Genomic DNA, 21,352 nt, shown 5'->3' on the forward strand with positions numbered 1-21,352 from the left:
ACTCAGCCCGAAGCACTACTAACATGTGTATAAATAGGTTATATTGAAAAGAGAACAATTGCCGCGCGCAAAAGAAAACCGGAGGACGTAACGATGAAAACCGCTTATTATTCTTGTGAAGAACATATCGAAACCGTGCTGGACATGTACATAGATGATCATGAGCTTCCGCCCGAAATCAGAAAAATCGAACATACTAACAGTTTATCCACAGCCTGTGAATTATGTGGGGACACTGCAACATATCTAGTAGGGAACGAATGATCCTACACAAAATACAGAAAAGATATCCACAATTGTGGACAATATATATGAATAACTTGTTTCTAAAGTGGGGATGACCTGTGAATATCAATATTGTGACCATCGGAAAACTAAAAGAAAAATACCTCAAGCAAGGCATTGAAGAATACAAAAAACGACTCTCAGCCTACGCAAAAATCGACATCATTGAACTCCCGGACGAAAAAGCGCCGGAAAACCTGAGCGACCAAGACATGAAAATCGTCAAAGACAAAGAAGGCGATCGCATCCTGGCCAAAATCAGCCCGGACACCCACGTCATCGCCCTCGCCATCGAAGGAAAAATGAAAACATCCGAAGAACTGGCCGATACAATAGATAAGCTGGCGACATATGGAAAAAGCAAAATCACCTTCGTCATCGGCGGCTCACTCGGATTGAGTGACGCAGTGATGAAGCGAGCGGATGAAAAGCTGTCGTTCTCGAAAATGACATTTCCTCATCAGCTGATGCGGCTGATTTTAGTGGAGCAGATTTATCGGGCGTTTCGGATTAATCGTGGGGAGCCTTATCATAAGTGAATAGACAATTTTTATAAAGTCCAATGTAATAAAGATTTTATTATAAAATTAGAATTGAGCAGTTAAAATAATTCCCCAAATTAATCCGTATTACCATGGATATTTATTTTATTATCAGTCAATAAATAAATTTATCACAATATAATTGTTTTGGAGGATTAGATGGAGAATCTTAAATTTACTATAGAAGATAGAGAAATAGCTGAATTATTAGGGAGACAAAATTTCAGTACGAAAGAATCTGCAGTTTTTGAATTAATAAAAAATAGTTATGATGCAGGATCTGAAACTTGTAATATTTATATTGATGATCATTATATAAAAATTATAGACACTGGAAAAGGAATGAATCACGAGGATTTCAAGACAAACTGGATGCATGTAGGCAAAAGTAATAAAGGCTATAAAGATGAAATTAATAATAGGATATTCACAGGATCAAAGGGCGTAGGAAGATTTGCTTTGGCGAGATTAGGTAACCACGTGAAAGTTTTATCAAAGAAAAATACAGAGAATGCAATAATCTGGAAAACAGATTGGATTACATCAGGTTTTGAAGAAACTAATGTTGATTTCGATCAAGGGACTTATATTGAAATTTTAGATTTAAGAGACAAATGGCGGTCAAAAGACATTAATGAGTTAATTGAATTTCTTAATAGAGCATATAAAAGTAAGGAGATGGAGGTGTTTGTTCATTTCAAAGATAATGAGCCTCATTCTATTCAATCTAAATTTCAGAACCTAAAAATAGGTGTTAACTACGTTACTAAAATTTTATTAAACTATAATAGTACAAATAAGAAATTAACAGTTAAAACAGAATCTGATGAATTTAAATCAGAAATCACCGAAATAGTCAAACCGCTTTTTGCTACGTATTATAAAGAAGATTTTAGCATGGAAGATGAATTGAAAATTTCTAGCGAAATAGAGGATATCGATTTTTACCTAACTGATTTAGGAAATTTCAGTGCCGAATTTTATTTTGGTTTGGAAAAACAGCCCAAAGAAACAGCTAAAAAATTTATGTACAAATATAATGGACTAAGTGATTTAAATAAAGGAATAGTTTTATATAGAAATGATTTTAGTATCTCCTCTTTTGATGGTAAAAAAGATTGGCTTGACATCGCTTCACGTGCAAGAAAATCTCCAGCAGCTGCATCTCATCTTACAGGTAGTTGGAGAGTTCGCTTAAATCAAATGTCTGGATTTGTAATGATTGATAAAAAAAGAAATGCAAACTTGAAAGATATGGCCAATAGGCAGGGTTTAGAAGAAGACGAATTTTACCAAGTATTCATAGAGATTATACAATTCGGAATAAGCAGATTTGAAAAAAATCGTCAATCTATAATTAGAAAAATAGTTGAAAAAAATAACATTGAAAATCCGAATGAAAATGAAGATAAGAAGAAACTAAAAGAGTTTTTAAAACAACCAACAACTATAACAAAAATGTCGAAACAAGAAATTGTTTCTTTAGCAACTGAAATAAAGGAAATACAGCAAGAAGCAAAAGAACGATCGAAAGTATTTAAGGAAAGTGAGCTCAAACATAAATATGATGTTAGGATTTTGAACGTTTTAGCTACACAAGGTTTAAGAGCAAGTGCAGTAGCTCATGAGTTGCAAAATAAAAGGAATGCTCTAAGCTCAGGCTATCAAGATGTTGTTAACGCATTGGTTGAATATGGGTTTTGGGAAAAGTTAAATTCAGATGAATATACAAGGGTTTCATATATGAATGTACCTAAAACATTAGAGAATTTAGAGGAGATAAATGTAAAGTTGATTGCTTTTTTAGATGTAATTCTAAATAAAATTGAAAAGAAAAAATTCAATTCAAAAGTTGAATCTATTGAAAGTGCAGTAAAAAGGATAATAGATATTTGGAAACAACAATACATTTGGATTGATTTTGAAATCATTGTGCGCAATGAGATCCAGAGAGAGTATAAATTTACTGATGATGTCTTCGAAGTAATTCTAGATAATTTAATATTAAATAGTATTCAACACAATGAAATGAAAGATAAATTACTAATAAAAATAATTGTAGAGATTATTGGCGAATCCGTTAGTATAAATTATAGCGATAATGGAGTTGGTTTACATAGAAAGTATAATAATGATCCGAAAAGAATATTAGAAGTACATGAAACAACAAGAAGTGATGGACATGGTTTAGGCATGTGGATAGTTGATAATACCGCCCATATGTATGGAGGGAAAGTTATTGATATAAATGGTGAAAATGGTTTCAATATACAGTTAACAATGAAGGGGTAAGGTTTAAAATGAAGAAGAAAATTAATATTTGTTATATTGATGATAGAATTGATAATATGTTAAGCAGATATTTAGATCAATATTGTAAAGAACAAAATCAGTTGAAAAATTTTAAATATGATTTGGAATTTTTTGAATATGCATTTGAAAATACGGATAATTACAAAACATTATTGAGCAATAATATTATAAATAAGTCAAATATTATTGTAATTGATTCAAGATTATTTGAAAATGAGAGCTCTACTTTAAGTAAATTTACAGGAGAACAATTTAAAATAATTTTAAGACAAATACTACCTTTTATAAAAACAATAGTTATAAGTCAAAATGCTTCCGGTTCAGATTCTCTTACTGTAAAAAAGTTTCAAGCTACAGGGTTTAATAATAATATTAAAGCTTCTCAAAAGTATTATGCTGAAGAATTAGCCGAAAAATTATATATTAATATATTGGCTACTATAGAAGAGTTTGAAGTAATAAGTCAACTTGAGGTCGACAATGAAGTGGATCCTATATTATTAGGAACTATACAAACTACAATCGAAGGTATCCAAGATACAGCATTATTTGAAAAAGAAGATTTAGACAAGCTTATTGATCTATTTAATGAGGTTAAGATTAAGTATGAAAATTGAAACAATTAATGATTATAGAAATACGTCATACAAACAATTTGATTTTACTTTAAATGATAAAAAAATTAAATTTATAGAGGAGTTTATTTTAGAACATCCTAAAGCATGGAATATATATAACTATATAAATCAAAAGGGAAGACAATTCAATGAAATATTTAGAAGTATATACAATGATAAGTGTGTTTATTGTGGAATAAGTACACAAGTGATTAATTCGTCAAATTTTGAGGTAGATCATTTTATACCAAAATCAGTATTGGACTTAGGATTAGGTTATGATAAGAAAGAAATACATGGGATTGATAACCTAGTTAATAGTTGTCAAATGTGTAACAGAGGAAAAGTGAATTTTTTGTGTGATTTTGAAAACATAGAAATTTTGCATCCTGATAATAACAGGTTACCTGAAGTGTTTAATCGCAAAGTTGATTTCTCTATAGAAATTAATAAAGAATATGAAAACAATAATATTATTAAAGATTTTTATAATAAGTTAAAATTGAATAATCAGCTAAAAAGGTTAGATTATTTGTTAATGGAGATGAAAGACTTTTGTGATAAGTATGAAGGAGCCCCAATCATTAATGAAATTCAAAAACTTATTCTTAAAGTTGAAAGTAAAAGAAGAAGAAACTATTAAATTATTTTTTATGTTGGTGGATTATTGTGAATAATAAATGTCAAATTTTCACCCCGAGACCATATGTATCTCAAATGTTAGATGCTATAGATTATAAAGGAGCACAAATTTTAGGTAAATACATTTTAGAAAACTCTTGTGGTGAAGGGAATATTTTATTAGAAATTGTAAAAAGGTATATTGAGGAAGCGCAAAATTTTAAGTATTCAACTCAAGAAATAAAAGATGATTTAAGTAAATACATTTTAGGGTTTGAGATTGATCAAAGAGTTAGAGAGGTCTGTATAAAAAATTTAAACAATGAAATTGAGAGATACGGTATTAAAAATGTAAAATGGCAGATTGAAAATAAAGATTATTTAAAGTGTAAAATTAATAAGAAAATAGATTTCATTGTAGGTAATCCTCCTTATATCATGTATCAAGATTTAGATTTAATTGACAGGGAATTTCTAAGGGGTAATTTTCTTTCGTGTAGTAAAGGTAAGTTCGACTATTGTTATGCTTTTATTGAGAAGAGTATAAAAGAACTTAGTATTACTGGAGAAATGGCTTATTTAGTACCAAGTAGTATTTTTAAGAATGTATTTGGAAAAGAACTAAGGAAAGTTATAAAGAATTCTTTAGTAAAAATATTCGACTATAAAGAACGTACTGTATTTGAAAAGGCATTAACTTCTCCAGCAATTATATGCTTAAATAATAAAATAAAAGTGAACACTATTAACTATTACGATGTAGATAATCACGAAGTACATTTAATTGACAAAAAAAGCTTGGGAGATAAGTGGTTTTTTTCCTACAAAGAGAGTAGTGAAGACTCAACTACCTCAAAGAAGTTTGGAGATTACTTCAGAGTTTCAAATAGTGTGGCAACATTGCTAAACTCAGTATATATAATTAATAAAAAAGATATTGAAGAAGAAGAAGAACACATTATTAAAATAAAAGATTTCACAATAGAAAAAGATGTATTACGGCCCGCAGCAAGTCCGAGAAGTTATTCTTTACAAAGAGAAGAGTATATTATATTTCCTTATACTTATAAAGATGGTTGCCTAAAGAAGTTCGAGGAGGAAGAATTTAAATTAAAGTATCCTGGTGCATATAAATATTTATTTTATTATGCTTCACAGTTGAATCAAAGAAAATCTGATAAATCAGCAAAATGGTTTGAATATGGAAGAACCCAAGCTTTATCACATATAAATCAAGAAAAGATTTTGATCTCTTCTGTTATAACCAATGAAGTTAAGTTCTATCGTATAGCTAAGAATACAATTCCTTACTCAGGGTTTTATATTATTCCGATCAGTGGTAAGAGTTTAGATGAAGCAGAAGAAATTATGAGATCAGAAAAGTTTCTTTCATACCTTTCTATAAGGGGAATTAACGCACATGGTAAATCTCTTCGTTTTTCAGTTTATGATATATTGAATTATCCCCTAAATGATACAACTTTAGAAAAAGGATAGCACCTTATATAATATAGTTAAAGATTATCTGAGGACTAACCATCCTTATCTTATCAAAATGAAATAGGGTGAGCTTTTAAATTCGGAGTAATATAGACTTCATTAAAATCATTTAGTTACTTGTATTTGTTTTTAAATAATAAAAAGACCAAGAAATTTTATTTCTGGTCTTTTCATAATAAACTATATTTGTTGCTCGGAAGTCGTTTTGTAAATAATGTCCTTTAATCCAACTCCTATACCAAGGAGTCGCAAAGTCTCCATTAACCTTGATTCCTAGCTAAGTATTCAGAAGTTAATCGATCACTGTACCTTGGGAAATGTACTAGTATTCTTCCTGCCAAATGCCATTGGATAAACCATCACTAAATAAATACTGTATTGATTGTAGATTAAAATTATCTAACCGCCGTTTTAGGTTTCCTGAAAAACTAACCGTTAAAGGAGGTATTTGGCTGTCTATGTCTAATGAACCTTAAACAAAAAGCATTAGCCTGCACAACAACCTGTAATTACAAATAAATTATAAGAGAATTTCGTGTAACCAAACAAAACCCCATAGTCAGATGAACACTCTAATATCCAGCTTCGGCAATCCATCGTCCAAATCCAAATGCACTGTGTCTTTTTGTATTAAGCTAGCCCACATACAGAGACAATAGAGAGGAGTGATCTCCTTTTTCATTATAGCAAGGTGTTTCTAATGAACGTTCTTCCGTTTTGTCATAAAACGTTTACCTCATCTTACGCTATCTTTCTACGCTGTATGTCTACTATAAAGCTCAGTCTATCTGGTCAGTTAATATACTATTATTTAGTTTTTTCTCGTTATACCTCTTAGGGAATAGTGTCATAAGAAACCCTTCACGGAAGCGTACCACAGTTCCACAGAGTAGAACTTATGATGTTCAGAACAATCAGGGCTCTCATTTTGCGGGCTATATCATGAATCGTTTTCCATTAATGAATTGTTTCGGTGTAAATGCCTTATGTTTTCGCAATCCCCTTCACTTAAGCATTTACCTTCTCTTAAGTGCCATTTTCCAACGATGAAAAAACTCCCCCAAGGTAAACAGATTTTTTTATCTCATCTGCTATCTTTAGGGAAGCATGTCATAGTCCCTGAACCCTAAATATCTCCTTAATTCATATACCGATCTTTCACTTTCTTCCGCTCGAGCTCTTTATCCACTAACCGTTTCACTTTTCAGACATCGGTTCCGGTGCTCAGCACTTCGGCCTTGGAGTCAAAGTGTTTATCGGCAACTAGCTGCATGTCGTAAGAGTTGTATAACAGCCTGTAGACGGCAATGCCTGTTGTGAATTAGCGGGATTTGGATAAGCCACCGTTGATGACGATGATTTTTCCGTTTCCTAATGTTCCCCAACCCCAAAAAGAAGCCATCATTCAAGAATCCCCCTTTGAACAACAGCTTCTTCCGCTTTTTCCATACGACAGTATAAATCCCTTTGCGTCACGGAAACCTAGTGGAAAAGGTTTCTGAAAGGAGGGGGCGTATGATGAAAAGTGAAAAAATTCAAAATAAAACATCTTTGGTTTGGAAGATGGCGATTGCATCTGCGGTTTCTTGGGAAGCGGCAAAACTGGCGGGCTCTGATCATCCCTATTTAGCGCCGCTATCTGTTATCTTATGTTTGCAGCCAACGATAGATCAGTCGATTCGCTTTTCTTTTCATCGTATTGCGGGAACTGCGATCGGAATCATGCTAACGTCCTATCTTGTCAGTCACTTGCCAATGAATGGCTGGATGCTGGGGCTGTTCCTGATAGGCGGTACTTACATTGCGAAGTGGTTGCGAATAGATGTAACGGTTTTACATCAGGCAGCGCTCACCATTTTGTTGGTCTTTACGTTTGAACGAAACTCTAAAGATTATGCATTCGACCGAATCATCGATACGGTGATCGGCGTCATCATCGCCATTCTGGTTCACATGTTCCTTTTTCCGCCGGACTACACAAAAAAGGCAGCGGACTCTTTTCAAACATTGGCTCGTCAGCTTTCCGGCACACTTTCAGACCTCTCCAAATGGGTGCAATCAGAGTGGGGACAAGGAAAAGGGAACCTTATGGAATATAAAATGAACCATCTTCTGCGGGAGCTGCATACGGCAAAAGAGATGCTGCAAACAGCCTCTGACAGCTTAAAATTCAACCCCGTCAGAAAAAAACATAAAATCATCATTTCAAGCTATCAAATAGAGATGCAAAAGTTGAACGCCGGATTTGAGTATCTATCAAATATAGTGAAAACGTTAAAAGAATGGGAAAAAGAAGGAGCTTTATCTTCAAGTGACAAAAGGGAGCTGGGGAATGATTTACAAGTGTTAAGTGAATACTTTGCGGGTTTTAAAGGCATACAGCATGGTGAAACAGACAATTGGAAACAGAAGGAACAGGACATGTTATTGGAATCTCTCCGCTCCGACATGCTGTCGCACCCGCCGCCCGGTCATAAGGTCTATAAAGACTCTTTTTTTTAGAAACGAAGAAATTGCTGAAGCGTTTGTAATGTTTTCCGGAAATAAAGAATACGGATATACAGATGCAGATATGATCAGGTAAAAGCGGGGGACATGAAATGGATGATATACACCGGATTTTGGATGTCATCGCCAATTCTAAAAAAGCTAAGGTACTGGCTACCATCATTAAAACAGAGGGGTCCGCTTATAAGAAAGAAGGGGCCTCCATGTTGATTTTAGGGGATAAAACAAGAGTCGGAATGTTATCCGCCGGTTGTCTGGAAGAAGACCTCGTTGAACGGGCAGAACAGATCTGGGCTGCAGGAGAGCCGTTGATTGTCCGCTTTGATATGAGTGCGGAAGACGATTTATCCTGGGGACAGGGCGTTGGCTGTAATGGTGTTTTGACGGTTTTACTTGAGCCTGTAAAAGGGGAACTGGAACGAAATCTGTTGACAGTCAAGACATGCTTAGATGAAAAAAAGTCTGTGACCCGACTGAAACGATTCACTGAAACGTTAGAGCCGAAGGAAGATCTGTATATAGCTGAAGACGGCAGCGTGTTTGGAACCGGGGATGAGATAGAGCAAGGCTGTATTCAAAAACTGAGACAGACGGAAAAGGGAATCAAAAGGGATGAACATACATCTGATTTATTTTTTATCCATCAGATGGTGCCAAAACCTTGTTTATATGTCTTCGGAGCAGGAGAAGATGCAAGGCCGTTAGTTTCGTTGGCAGCCGGTACGGGTTTTCATGTGACGGTGATTGACTGGCGCCCCGCTTTATGTCATCACGGGCATTTTCCTGAAGCCGGCCATTTGATTACAGGAGCACCGGAAGAAGTCATGGAAGGGCTGAGCATGACAAAAAGGGATTTTGTTGTCATTATGACGCACAGCTTTCAAAAAGATCAGATCATTTTACATACATTAAAAAACGAGAATGTGTTTTATAAAGGCGTTTTAGGCCCCAGAAGGCGCACTGAACGGCTTTTAGGCGGAGCGGAGATTCCGGAAGATATTCATTCCCCTATTGGGCTTCCCATCGGGGCACAAGGGCCTGAGGAGATTGCTGTAAGTATTGTCGGCGAGATGATTAAAAGAATGCGAAAACAAAGGTCTGCTTTATGAAAACAGCAGCCATTTACCTGGCAGCCGGTACAAGCAGACGCATGGGAACGGATAAGCGAAGTTTATTTCTCAATGGCGTCTCTCTGGGAAGTATAGCTCTTAAAAATGCCTTGTTATCTGAATTAGATCATATTTTCGTTATAACGAGAAAGGGAGATTCACTGCATTGGCTTTCGGATTTTTTCTTTTTAGATCCCATATCAAATAAGTGGAGTCAGGCAGAATGTGAGCAAGCGGATAAGGGCCAAGGCCATTCCATACAATGCGGTTTACAAAAAGCGGCAGAGTACGAGGCTGACGCCGTTATCATTCTCCTTGCAGATCAGCCGTTTGTCACCGCAGATATCATCAATACGTTAATTGATTCCTATCACAAGGAGCGCCGTTATTCATTTATCGCCGCTGAAAATCAACATCTTCCTATGCCCCCCATTTTATTCTCCAATCAATGTTTTCCGGTATTGCATCAGTTAAAGGGAGACCAGGGCGCCCGGCATGTGATCCGTGAAAGTATGATCAATACGGGAAAAATGATCAGCTTTCAAGACCCTTTGCTTTTTTATGACGTCGATACAGCTGAAGATTATACGCTGCTGCTGAATAAATTCGGGGAGTGAATGAGTTGGAGTATATCGGGAAGAGTGTCATTCGGAAAGAGGCCCTTGAAAAAGTGACGGGTAAAGCGAAATATACGGATGATTTTCAAGAAACAGGGACGTTACACGCAAAAATGCTGACCAGTCCATATGCGCATGCCGATATTGTGTCTATGGACTTTTCAGAAGCTTGGAAGATTCCCGGCGTGAGAGCGATATTGGGGGATGAACCTTTTCCGCTTGCAGGTGAGGAAATTAAAGACAGATCGCCGATTGCTTATAAAAGGGTCAGATACCATGGTGAGCCGGTTGCTGTTGTTGTTGCGGAAAATCCAATTACAGCTAAAAAGGCAGCGGATGCCATCAAAGTATCTTATAAACCTCTTCCCGTCGTCAATTCCCCCCGTGAGGCCTTTCAAAAGGATGCGCCACTCGTCCATGAAAATGCGGACCGCTATGAGAAGACAAAAGGTGTATTCCCGGTTCCGAAGACAAATATCGCAAACCTGGATAAGGTTAGAAAAGGAAATATTGAAGACGGGTTTAGGGAAAGTGATGTGACAGCAGAATTCCAGATTTCCTTTAACCCTTCTGATCACGCTGCGATGGAGACAAGATGCTCGATTGCTGAAATTCGCGCGGATGAGGAGATTATCATTACCACATCTTCTCAAGCTCCTTTTGCCATTAAAAAATTAATGCAGTGGTATTTTGGAATCGAACCCGGAAAGGTTATCGTCAAAACGCCTTTAGTAGGAGGAGCGTACGGGGGAAAAGCGGCCGTTCAGTTAGAGGTGATTGCCTATTTGGCATCAAAAGCGGTTGGAGGCCGGCCCGTCAAATTATTTAATACGAGAGAAGAGGATATGATCACATCTCCCGTTCATATAGGATTGGATGCCATTGTCAAATTAGGGGCTGCAAAGGATGGAATCTTAAAGGCGGCAGACATTCAGTTTTTATTTGATGGCGGAGCGTATTCTGATAAAGGAGTGGACATCAGCCGGGCTGCGGTGGTTGATTGTACGGGTCCGTACGCTATCGATCATATACGGTGTGATTCATATTGTATGTATACGAATCATCCATATCCAAGTGCATTCAGGGGCTACAGCCATGCTGAAGTGTTATTTGCCTTTGAGCGGACGATGGATGTATTGGCGGAAAAGCTGAACATGGACCCGTTAGAACTCCGCTATAAAAATGCCATTCGCCCCGGTGATACCACACCGACTCAAGTTCTTCTCAATTCAAGCACGGTCGGAAATGTGCCGAAGTGCATTGAAAGATTGAAGGAATTAATGAATTGGGACGAGGGACAGCGAATTGAAATCGACGGCCGGAAGATACGAGCGAAGGGAATCAGCTGCATTTGGAAAACTTCAACATTTGATACAAATGCAACGTCCGGGGTTCTTTTAACCTTTAATCCCGATGGAAGCATTAATTTGATGTCAGGGGTAGTGGAAATTGGAACAGGGACAAAAACAGTGCTAGCCCAAATCCTGGCGGAACGAATGAAAATGGATATAAGCAAAATTCATGTAAAAATGCTTATAGATACACAAACAACACCCGAGCATTGGAAAACCGTGGGGAGCAGAGGGACGTTAATGGCCGGAAGAGCCGTACTGAATGCAGCGGAGGAAGCCATTCGAAAGCTGAAGGATGTGGCATCATGTGTGTTGCGGGTTCCTGTCGAGGAATTGGAAGTTGCCGACGGAAAGGTTTATTTTATAGATCATCCTTCTGTACATGTTGAAATAAAAGACATTGCTTACGGATATACGTTTCCAAATGGAAATACCATTGGCGGCCAAATCATTGCGAGCGGCAATTACACATTAACCCGGATGACGAATTTAGACCGGGAAACGGGAAGAGGAAAGCCGGGACCCGAATGGGCTGTCGGTGCTCAGGGAATTGAAGTTGAGTTGGATAAACGGGATTATACGTACAGAATTACTAAAGCCTATTCTGTTGTGGATATGGGAACTGTACTGAATGAAAAAGCGGCAAGGGGCCAAGTGATGGGGGCGATGAGTATGGGAATTGCATTTGGAGGAAGAGAGACCTTTGTCTTTGATTCATATGGAAGAGTATTAAATCCTCAGCTTAGAACATACCGCCCCCTTCACTATGGAGAGCAGCCTGAATATATTATTGAATTTGTTGAAACCCCGCATGTGATTGCGCCTTATGGGGCGCGCGGCGGCGGGGAACACGGACTGTTGGGGATGCCGGCAGCATTGGGAAATTGCCTGTCCGCTGCTTTAGGTGTCCAATTGAATCAACTTCCTCTCATTCCCGAACAATTATGGAGGACGCAAGAGGGGTGGAAAGATGATACCGTTTGATTTTGACTATTTTAAACCGAAGACCATTCAAGAAACAACCCGCCTGTTTCACTCGCTTGCGGCCGAAAAGAAAACACCAATGTATTATTCCGGCGGCACGGAAATTATCACGTTAGGAAGGCTGAATATCATCTATACGGATGCGGTGATAGATATGAACGCGCTTCCGGGATTTCAAACCATCCGCTTTTATGAAAATGATCTGGTGATCGGAGCGGGCGTGTCATTAACGAAACTGGAGGAAGAAAATCCATTTCCGCTATTAAGTAAAACAGTCAGTGAAATAGCCGATCGGACGACTCGAAATAAGATCAGCCTGGGCGGAAACATTTGCGGGGGCATCTATTACCGTGAGGCCGTGCTGCCGTTGTTAATTTCTGATAGTTTGATAGGGATTGCAGGGAGAGCGGGGATTCATTACCGTCCCATAAATAAAGTATTTAACAAGGAAATACAATTGCAAAAAGGAGATTTTTTATTTCATGTCGTTGTCGATCGAGCGTACGTTGACTTGCCATTTGTCAGTATCAAAAGAAGACAGCAGTGGAATGTCGGGTATCCATTGGTGACAGTCTGTGCGCTGAAAAAAGATGATGAGATCAGAATGGCCTTCAGCGGCGTATGTCCATTTCCTTTTCGTTCTGCTGAAATGGAGGCTGTGCTTAACGATAAAAGCCGATCAGCAGAAGAAAGAGTACGCAGGTCTTTACAATATGTACCCAAACCTGTTCTTGATGATGCAGAAGGCTCAAGTGAATACCGAATATTTGTCTTGCAACATACAATTTTAGATGCCTTATGGGAATTAGAAGGAGGTCCAAATGTCTGATCCTATTACGTTGAAAGTAAATGGCGAGGAAAGACAGATTACGGTCAGACCGGCTGATACTTTGTTATTTGCTCTTCGTCTTCGTCTCGGATTAACTGGTGCAAAGCCGGGCTGCTTAAATGGGGATTGCGGCGCCTGTACGGTATTAATGGACGGGGTGCCGATGAAATCTTGTTTAATGCTTGCGGCAGAAGGGGAAGGAAAGGACATTACGACAATTGAAGGACTGATCAATACGCCGATTCAAAAGGCCTTTATTGAAAAATTCGCGTTTCAATGCGGTTATTGCACACCGGGGTTTCTCATGAATTGTCATGCTTTAGTGAATACTGAGCCGAATGCAAGTGATGACACGATAAAAAATTGGCTGGAGTCCAATATTTGCAGATGTACGGGTTATAGGGAGATTGAAGAAGCGGTTAAATCCGTTTTACGTACAGGGAAAGGGACTCATTAGTCCGTAACCGTAAAAAAAAGAGCCCAGAGAATCATCTCTGAACTCCATATTCTTCACTTCATATACCGATACTCCCGCAGTTTCTCCAAAATCGCCACTTCTTTCATCAGTTCTTCACCGACGTTTGTTTCTTTCACTTTCTTCCGCTCCAGCTCTTTGTCGACTAATCGTTTCACTGTTAAGACGTCGGTTCCGGTGCTCAGCACTTCGGCCTTAGAGTTAAAGTGTTTATGGGCGACGAGCTGCATGCCGTAAGAGTTGTATAAGAGTGTGTAGCCGGCGATGCCTGTTGTGGATTGGTAGGCTTTGGAGAAGCCGCCGTCGATGACGATCATTTTTCCGTTTGCCTTGATCGGATCTTCGCCTTCGATTTCTTTTACCGGTGTATGGCCGTTGATGATATGGCCGTGATCCGGGTTGAGGCCGAATTCCTTCAGGATGTTTCGGCAGGCTGCTTCGTCTTCACGCAAATAGTAATACGGATTTTTCTTTTCTTTATGCGTTTCCTTCTCTTTAATGAAGTATCGCTCAAAGGTTGTCATGGCGCGTTTTCCGAAGAGGGAAGAGTATTCGCCTGTCCATAAGTACCAAGTCATATCTGTCGCCAGATCATCGGTTTCTTCCGGATGGGCGAAGGCTTCTCGTAAGAACCGTTCAAATACATCGAGCAGCTCACGGCCCGCATAAGCTTTATCCTCTATCATCATCGTTTCCATGCTGCCGTTTTCATCGACGGGAATACAGCCATGAATCAACAGGTTGCCGTTATATTTTAAATAAAGGCTGCCTTTTTTCATCATAAAATTCATATGGCGGCCCAGCTTTTCGGAGTTCTGAACAGAGAACAGCAGCTTGTCCATGACTTCTGCTTCTTCTTCTAACAGCTCGTCAGGCTGTTTAGGATTCACCGTCGCAAAGCAGGTGTTTTCCAGTTGATATGTTTTTCCGTTCAGCGTGATTTCATTGCGATCATAATCAATCTTTTCCAGTAACAGACGTTCCTCCATATTAAAGTTCGGCCGTCTCTTAATAATCGGGCTCTCAAGCTTGAATTGGATCATCGCGATCGCCTGATGAATTTTTGTGATTTGTTTAATCTCATCTTCCGGTCTGTTTTCGTCCGCTTTCGGGCGGAAAGACGGGTTATCATCGTAATATTTTTCGGCAAGGTTCAATAGCGGTCTCAGATTGATGCCGTAAACGTCTTCAATAATATCCAGATTGTCATAGCGGGCACAGATGCGGATAATGTTTGCCAGGCATACTTTTGAGCCGGAATAAGCGCCTATCCAGAGAACATCATGATTCCCCCATTGAATATCCACTGAATGATAGTTGATCAGTTCTTCCATGATTTTATCCGGCTGCGGTCCGCGGTCGTAAATATCGCCGACAACATGCAGATGGTCGACCACTAATCGCTGCGTGCTGTAGGCAAGACCGGTGATGAGCTTATCGGCCTGGCCGAGCGCAATGATCTGTTCTATGATTTCGGAATAGTATTGTTCCTTGTTGGCGGCTTGTTCTGTTTTGTACAGAAGCTCTTCGGAAATATAAGCAAATTGGGCGGGCAGCGCTTTGCGCAATTTGGAGCGGGTGTACTTGGAAGAACAATAAGAAACGAGCTTAATCATCCGATGAATCGTTTCTTTATACCACTCGTTTAGTGCCTCTTTCGTATCAAAGTCATGTTTGATCAGCTTCAGTTTGTCCTCAGGATAATAGACCAAAGCCGCCAGCTCATCAATTTCTCTATCGTAAATGACGCCGCTGAAAATATCGCGGATCTTCTCTTTTACCCTTCCTGAACCGTTCCGCAGCACGTGCTGGAATGCCTGATACTCCCCGTGCAGATCACTGACGAAATGCTCGGTTCCTTTCGGCAGGTTCAGTATCGCTTTCAGATTAATGATTTCCGTGACCACTTTTTCTTCACAATCGTATTTTTGTGCGAGCAGATCTAAATATTTCGTTTCCAATCTCGTCCATCCCCTTTTTATTTACGAGCAATTGTATGGTAAGGTGAATTTAAAGTATGACATAATGTTTAAATTGTTAGACCTTATATGATAGTACCGCATAACGCCTTTTTGAGACAATGAAAACGGAAAATACGGCGCTTCAGGCATCGAAAATTGGACCGGGATAACGCCGTGAAGCTCATCCCCCTATTGACAATGAATTCAACTTCCATTAGAATAAAAAGTTAGCTGATAGGTATTTCTATCAGAAACTCAATACGTAGCAGGCTATGATTGCTGTGGGTCGCACTACAGCAGGAGCGGCTTCTGGAGAGACCGCGGGTTTTCCGCGGCGCCGAAGGGTTCACAATCTCAGGCAAAAGGACAGAAGAGTACCGAATATGTATTTGTCATGCTGTTGATTGTCAGCGGCGCAAATATAATTTGATATTCTTATGACCATGAGATTGGAGGGCATCCAATCTCTTTTTTTATTGGCTTTTTTTGCTCGTCGTTCACTAGAGAGGTAAGGAGGAGTCAGATGTGGAGCAGCGAGAGCTAAAGAGGGACTTATCGAATCGGCACGTGCAGCTGATCGCCATTGGCGGCACGATCGGCACCGGATTGTTTTTAGGGTCCGGTAAGGCGATTCAGCTGGCGGGTCCTTCTATCATCTTTGCGTATTTTATTGTAGGTATTGCGCTTTTTTTCGTCATGCGGGCGCTGGGAGAACTGCTGTTATCTAAAGCGGGCTACCAATCATTAACGGATATTGCCGAGGCGTATTTAGGGCCGCGTGCAGCGTTTGTCACCGGCTGGACCTACTGGTTTTGCTGGATTATGACGGCTATGGCGGATGTGATCGCCGTCGGTGTGTATGTGAAATATTGGTTTGATATTCCGCAGTGGATTCCGGCACTTATCTGTTTGCTCATTTTATTAGGGCTTAATCTGTTAACGGTTAAGATTTTTGGAGAATTGGAGTTTTGGTTCGCCTTAATTAAGGTAGTCACGATTCTCGCGTTAATTGTCATCGGTGTGGTTCTGCTGGTGATTGGGTTCAAAACGCATACCGGAACGGTTTCAGCGGCGAATCTGTGGGAGCACGGCGGCTTGTTTCCGAACGGACTTTCAGGTTTTTTGCTTTCGTTCCAGATGGTGATCTTCGCCTATGTCGGTGTGGAATTAGTGGGTGTGTCGGCGGCGGAAACGTCAAATCCGAAAAAAAATATTCCGTCCGCTATCAATAAAATTCCATTGCGGATTTTATTTTTCTACGTCGGGGCATTGCTCATTCTTTTATGTATTAACCCGTGGATGCAGCTGAATGCGGCGGAAAGTCCTTTTGTGAAGACCTTCAGTCTGGTCGGCATCCCGTTAGCCGCGGGAATCATTAATTTTGTCGTATTAACGTCTGCTGCTTCTGCTTGTAACAGCGGGATGTTTTCAACAAGCCGGATTTTGTATAACTTAAGCAAAACGAAACAGGCGCCTGCAAGTTTTGCGAAGCTGAATAAAAATCATGTGCCGAGCCGCGCATTATGGATATCGGTTATTGTGCTGTCAGCCGGCGCTCTTTTAAGCAAATTGATACCGGAAGCGGCCTTTGGCATCGTGACAACCATCAGCGCGATTTGTTTCATTTGGGTGTGGGGCGTGATTCTTGTCTGTCATATCAGATACAGAAAAACCCGTCCGGACTTACACGCAAGCTCGTCTTTCAAGGCGCCGTTTGCGCCGTTTATCAATTACGCCGTGCTGGCGCTGTTTGCCGTCATTCTGGTGATTATGCTGTTTGCGGATGCAACGCGCCCGGCTTTGCTGCTGACGCCGCTGTGGTTTATTGGATTATTTCTTATCTATCGGGCGAGAGGGAGAAAGACAGATTGAATTGCTTCAGACGGTGTACTGCCATGCAGTATGCCGTTTTTTGTTTTGTTTGGAAAGCGAGAATATTTGTTAGAAATCAGGCTATAATGATTGTATAATTTTAAAAAAGTGTATGAATTTAAATTAAGCGAGGTGATAATATGAAGTATGAGAAGTTATCTAAGCTTTTTTATAAAATGGATGCTGATTCATATGAGAAAGAATGTAAAAAGAGAACAAGCAGCTATGGCAGTTATTCAACATCATTAAACATACGGGGGTTCCGAAAAGGCCGACCCACGGGCGATTCATTTGAGTTATTCTATGTGAATACACATAAACTCATGAAGCTGAATAATGAAGTGTTGTTAAACAGTTCCAAAATTTCATCCCTTATCAGTCAGCTCCCCGAATTTGCCGTCAAACCTTATTTTGATAAATTAATTATTAATGAAGCACAGAGTAATAATGAAATTGAAGGAATTCGCAGTACAAAAAAAGAATTGAAAGAGGCTCTTAAAGCGTTAGAACAATCCGAGCCCTCACATAAGCGGTTTGTCGGATTGATGAAAACATATCAATTTATAGACCGAATTCCGTCGTTTACAAGCATTCATGACTTTAGGGAATTATATGACGAGCTGGTCGCAGATGAAATCGGAGCAGAAGATGCGCCGGATGGTGAGCTATTCAGAAAAGGCTATGTTGAAGTGAACGATGGGAACATGACGACCCATATCGGCGTTAATTCTGAACAGAAGATAACAAAAGCGCTTGAGGCTTTAATTGCTTATCTTCATGATGAAACACATCCCCAGCTGTATCGTTACATGACAGCTCATTACTACTATGAATACATTCATCCTTTTTATGACGGCAATGGAAGAACAGGACGCCTTATCGTTGGGAGTTATTTGTCCCGATACTTAGAAAAATATTCAGCCATCACTTTTTCTTACGCAGTTAATAAGAACAAAGATAAGTATTATAAGGCATTAGAGGAAATTCCCGCACCTTTAAACCGGGGAGAGCTGACTTTTTATTTAATGGATATGCTGGAATTGCTTCTGTCAGGTCAAAAAGGGATTATTGAGGATCTTGAATTTAATTTAATGAAACTGAAACGAATTAGGAACTATATTGATAGCGATCAATGGGCTGATTATAAGGATGAACGTGATATTTTTAATATCATTATCACGATTAATGTATTTGTAAATGATCAGGTTACGCTGTCGGTGCAAGATTTAATGGAGCTCTCAAATAAATCGAGACATAAAATTAACAGAGTAATGGATTATTTAGAACAGCAAGGATTTGTTGAGCTGGTAAGCAGAAGGCCAAAATCTTATAAAATCAGCGAGGATTGTTTAGAGGAGATACTGCCTTCTTAATTCATATTTAAAAAAGCCGCCATATGAATGGCGGCTTTCACATTAATTCCGGATCAAATAATCAAATGCGCCTAAAGCGGCAGTTGCACCTGATCCCATGGAGATAATGATTTGGTTGTACGGGCCGTCTGTGCAGTCCCCTGCGGCAAATAGGCCGGGAACGCTTGTCGCGCCGCTCTTATCGACGATGATTTCGCCGATGCGGTTGCGTTCGACAGTTTCGTCTAACCATTCTGTATTAGGCACGAGACCGATTTGGACGAATACACCTTGGAGTTCAACGTGTTTTTCTTCGCCTGTTTCACGGTCAACGAACGTAATGCCGTTTACGTTTTGATCGCCTGTGATTTCTTTCGTTTGTGCATTTTTGTGCACAGTGACGTTTGGCAGGCTGTAAAGACGTTTTTGCAGGACTTCGTCTGCTTTCAGTTCAGGCGCGAATTCCAGCACAGTCACGTGATTGACGATACCTGCAAGGTCAATCGCCGCTTCGATTCCGGAGTTTCCGCCGCCGATAACGGCTACGTCTTTGCCTTCAAACAATGGTCCGTCACAGTGCGGGCAGTATGCAACACCTTTGTTTTTGAACTCTTGCTCACCAGGTACGTTGACATTGCGCCAGCGGGCACCTGTTGAAAGGATCACTGTTTTACTTTTCAGTACAGCGCCGTTTTCAAGTTCAAGTTCGAAGAGGTCTTTTTTCTCAAGGCGTTTCGCGCGCTGAAGGTTCATGACGTCAATATCATAATCTTTCACGTGCTCTTCAAGGCTTGCAGCGAGCTTCGGTCCTTCAGTCGCTTTGACGCTGATGAAGTTTTCGATGCTCATGGTGTCGAGTACCTGGCCGCCGAAGCGTTCAGCGACGACACCGGTGCGGATGCCTTTACGCGCCGTGTAGATCGCCGCGCTTGCGCCGGCAGGTCCGCCGCCGACAACAAGAACGTCAAACGGCTCTTTGTCGGCAAACTCAGACGCATCTGCGCCGCTGCCCATTTTCGCGAGAATCTCTTCGATGGTCATACGGCCGCTTCCGAAAGATTCACCGTTTAAGAAAACAGTCGGAACAGCCATAATGTTTTTGCTTTCTACTTCTTCTTTGAATGCCGCGCCGTCAATCATTGTATGTGTGATATTCGGGTTGAGCACGCTCATCATGTTTAATGCTTGGACGACATCAGGGCAGTTGTGGCACGTCAGGCTGATATAAGACTCGAAGCGGTATTCTCCGCTGATGTTCTTAATCTGGTCAATGACCTTTTGATCAGCCTTAGGCGCTCTGCCGCTGACTTGAAGCAATGCCAGCACTAAAGATGTAAATTCGTGGCCGAGAGGAACACCGGCGAATGTAACGCCTGTGTCTTCTCCGGTACGATTAACGCTGAAGCTCGGTGTTCTGTTTAATTCAGTTTTTTCAACTGAAATTTTAGATGACATGGAAGCCAGCTCGTCAACAAGAGCCAGCATGTCCTTAGAAGTGTCATCGTCACCGGCGCTTACTTTGAGAACAATGTCGTTCTCAATTAGCTGCATGTATTGATTTAATTGTGCTTTGATATTTGCATCAAGTACCAATGGAATGCACTCCTTAGATTTTACCTACCAAATCAAGGCTAGGTGTAAGTGTTTCGCCGCCTTCTTCCCATTTAGCCGGGCAGACTTCACCTGGGTTTTGACGAACGTATTGAGCTGCTTTTACTTTGTTTACAAGGTTGCTTGCGTCACGGCCGATACCGCCTGCATTGATTTCAACTGTTTGGATCACGCCATCAGGATCGATGATGAATGTTCCGCGGTCAGCAAGACCAGTTTCTTCGTCAAGAACGTCGAAGTTGCGGGAGATCGTTTGAGATGGGTCACCGATCATTGCGTAAGTGATTTTGCCGATTTTTTCAGAGCTGTCATGCCAGCCTTTGTGTACGAAGTGAGTATCTGTAGAAACAGAGTATACTTCAACGCCTAATTCTTTCAGTGCAGCGTATTGTCCTTGAAGATCTTCAAGTTCAGTCGGGCAAACGAAAGAGAAATCCGCTGGGTAGAAGCAGAAAACGCTCCATTGACCTTTCAAATCTTCGTTTGTTACATCGATGAATTCACCGTTTTTAAAAGCTTTTGCTTCGAATGGCAGTACTTCTTTTCCGATTAAAGACATAATATCTTCCTCCTGAAATGTGATTTGAAATATATTAAAAAGACAAAGCATTCACTTTATCTTTCAATAATAATTCTAATTATATATAGATTATTAAATAACATTTATTTTTTGTCAAGCTATATGGGGTATTATTTTCTGCTTTTTTTGCTTCAGACGTTAAAAAACGCCTGGTATAAGCGGTTTGGCGCTGTTTGTCATGTGTAGCGCCGGGCGAGAGGGGGATTCTCAATTGGTGAATCGAA

At 39.9% G+C, this 21,352-nt stretch carries 16 protein-coding genes, 2 pseudogenes and 1 riboswitch; of the genes and pseudogenes, 14 read left to right on the forward strand and 4 right to left on the reverse strand.

All coding sequences use genetic code 11. From position 1 onward, the window contains the following. The first annotated feature begins 93 nt into the window (after positions 1 to 93). The 6 genes from ACNFN4_RS05420 (at position 94) to ACNFN4_RS05445 (ending at position 5,875) form a co-directional block, all read left to right on the forward strand. The gene (locus ACNFN4_RS05420; RefSeq protein WP_004393147.1) at positions 94 to 264 is read left to right on the forward strand and encodes a CxxH/CxxC protein; all 171 of its coding nucleotides are present in this window, start codon (positions 94 to 96) and stop codon (positions 262 to 264) included. An 80-nt stretch (positions 265 to 344) separates the two neighbouring features. Continuing rightward, positions 345 to 824: a 23S rRNA (pseudouridine(1915)-N(3))-methyltransferase RlmH gene (gene rlmH / locus ACNFN4_RS05425; RefSeq protein WP_448200042.1), complete on the forward strand. Its 480-nt coding sequence runs from the start codon at positions 345 to 347 to the stop codon at positions 822 to 824. A gap of 162 nt (positions 825 to 986) precedes the next feature. Next, the gene (locus tag ACNFN4_RS05430; RefSeq protein ID WP_448200043.1) at positions 987 to 3,119 is read left to right on the forward strand and encodes a sensor histidine kinase; all 2,133 of its coding nucleotides are present in this window, start codon (positions 987 to 989) and stop codon (positions 3,117 to 3,119) included. Between the two features lie 8 nt (positions 3,120 to 3,127). Then, positions 3,128 to 3,757 carry a hypothetical protein gene (locus ACNFN4_RS05435; protein WP_269387906.1) on the forward strand — a complete coding sequence of 210 codons (630 nt, stop codon included), beginning with the start codon at positions 3,128 to 3,130 and terminating at the stop codon, positions 3,755 to 3,757. Beyond that, positions 3,747 to 4,400, forward strand: coding sequence for an HNH endonuclease signature motif containing protein (locus ACNFN4_RS05440; RefSeq protein ID WP_342019227.1), 654 nt, complete (start codon positions 3,747 to 3,749; stop codon positions 4,398 to 4,400). The genes ACNFN4_RS05435 and ACNFN4_RS05440 overlap by 11 nt, the downstream gene beginning before the upstream one ends. A gap of 26 nt (positions 4,401 to 4,426) precedes the next feature. Then, entirely contained in the window at positions 4,427 to 5,875 is a 1,449-nt protein-coding gene (locus ACNFN4_RS05445; protein ID WP_448200044.1) for an Eco57I restriction-modification methylase domain-containing protein, read from the forward strand. 1,210 nt (positions 5,876 to 7,085) lie between these two features. Here the strand turns inward: ACNFN4_RS05445 and ACNFN4_RS05450 are convergent. Then, positions 7,086 to 7,247 (reverse strand): annotated as a pseudogene (locus ACNFN4_RS05450) (fructose-bisphosphatase class III); the annotation flags it as partial. A gap of 146 nt (positions 7,248 to 7,393) precedes the next feature. On the opposite strand from ACNFN4_RS05450, the pseudogene ACNFN4_RS05455 reads away from it, so the two are divergent. From ACNFN4_RS05455 to ACNFN4_RS05480, 6 genes and pseudogenes are all read left to right on the forward strand, one after another. After that, positions 7,394 to 8,409: pseudogene (locus tag ACNFN4_RS05455) on the forward strand (FUSC family protein). 69 nt (positions 8,410 to 8,478) lie between these two features. Then, positions 8,479 to 9,495 (forward strand): XdhC family protein, encoded by a 1,017-nt coding sequence (locus ACNFN4_RS05460; RefSeq protein WP_448200045.1) that lies wholly within the window; start codon positions 8,479 to 8,481, stop codon positions 9,493 to 9,495. Further along, the gene (locus tag ACNFN4_RS05465; RefSeq protein WP_448200046.1) at positions 9,492 to 10,112 is read left to right on the forward strand and encodes an NTP transferase domain-containing protein; all 621 of its coding nucleotides are present in this window, start codon (positions 9,492 to 9,494) and stop codon (positions 10,110 to 10,112) included. The genes ACNFN4_RS05460 and ACNFN4_RS05465 overlap by 4 nt, the downstream gene beginning before the upstream one ends. Before the next feature lie 5 nt (positions 10,113 to 10,117). After that, entirely contained in the window at positions 10,118 to 12,448 is a 2,331-nt protein-coding gene (locus ACNFN4_RS05470) for a xanthine dehydrogenase family protein molybdopterin-binding subunit (protein ID WP_173613533.1), read from the forward strand. Beyond that, positions 12,435 to 13,277 carry an FAD binding domain-containing protein gene (locus ACNFN4_RS05475; protein WP_109567335.1) on the forward strand — a complete coding sequence of 281 codons (843 nt, stop codon included), beginning with the start codon at positions 12,435 to 12,437 and terminating at the stop codon, positions 13,275 to 13,277. The genes ACNFN4_RS05470 and ACNFN4_RS05475 overlap by 14 nt, the downstream gene beginning before the upstream one ends. Next, positions 13,270 to 13,734, forward strand: a complete 465-nt coding sequence (locus ACNFN4_RS05480) for a (2Fe-2S)-binding protein (RefSeq protein WP_101287693.1) — start codon at positions 13,270 to 13,272, stop codon at positions 13,732 to 13,734. The genes ACNFN4_RS05475 and ACNFN4_RS05480 overlap by 8 nt, the downstream gene beginning before the upstream one ends. Before the next feature lie 53 nt (positions 13,735 to 13,787). On the opposite strand, the gene fbp is transcribed toward ACNFN4_RS05480, so the two are convergent. Continuing rightward, complete coding sequence (gene fbp, locus ACNFN4_RS05485) at positions 13,788 to 15,713, reverse strand: fructose-1,6-bisphosphatase (RefSeq protein ID WP_014419314.1); 1,926 nt, start codon at positions 15,711 to 15,713, stop codon at positions 13,788 to 13,790. 299 nt (positions 15,714 to 16,012) lie between these two features. After that, positions 16,013 to 16,093: riboswitch (glycine riboswitch) on the forward strand. Positions 16,094 to 16,238: 145 nt separating this feature from the next. On the opposite strand from fbp, the gene ACNFN4_RS05490 reads away from it, so the two are divergent. Both ACNFN4_RS05490 and ACNFN4_RS05495 read left to right on the forward strand, forming a co-directional pair. Next, the gene (locus ACNFN4_RS05490) at positions 16,239 to 17,585 is read left to right on the forward strand and encodes an amino acid permease (protein WP_014419313.1); all 1,347 of its coding nucleotides are present in this window, start codon (positions 16,239 to 16,241) and stop codon (positions 17,583 to 17,585) included. A gap of 140 nt (positions 17,586 to 17,725) precedes the next feature. Next, on the forward strand, positions 17,726 to 18,958 hold the full coding sequence (locus ACNFN4_RS05495; RefSeq protein WP_448200047.1) for a Fic family protein: 1,233 nt from the start codon (positions 17,726 to 17,728) through the stop codon (positions 18,956 to 18,958). 42 nt (positions 18,959 to 19,000) lie between these two features. Here the strand turns inward: ACNFN4_RS05495 and ahpF are convergent, their stop codons facing one another. Then, positions 19,001 to 20,530 (reverse strand): alkyl hydroperoxide reductase subunit F, encoded by a 1,530-nt coding sequence (ahpF, locus tag ACNFN4_RS05500; protein WP_007614902.1) that lies wholly within the window; start codon positions 20,528 to 20,530, stop codon positions 19,001 to 19,003. A 13-nt stretch (positions 20,531 to 20,543) separates the two neighbouring features. Continuing rightward, positions 20,544 to 21,107 (reverse strand): alkyl hydroperoxide reductase subunit C, encoded by a 564-nt coding sequence (gene ahpC / locus ACNFN4_RS05505; protein ID WP_004393188.1) that lies wholly within the window; start codon positions 21,105 to 21,107, stop codon positions 20,544 to 20,546. Positions 21,108 to 21,352 lie beyond the last annotated feature (245 nt).

This window comes from Bacillus sp. N1(2025) (genome assembly GCF_053470005.1).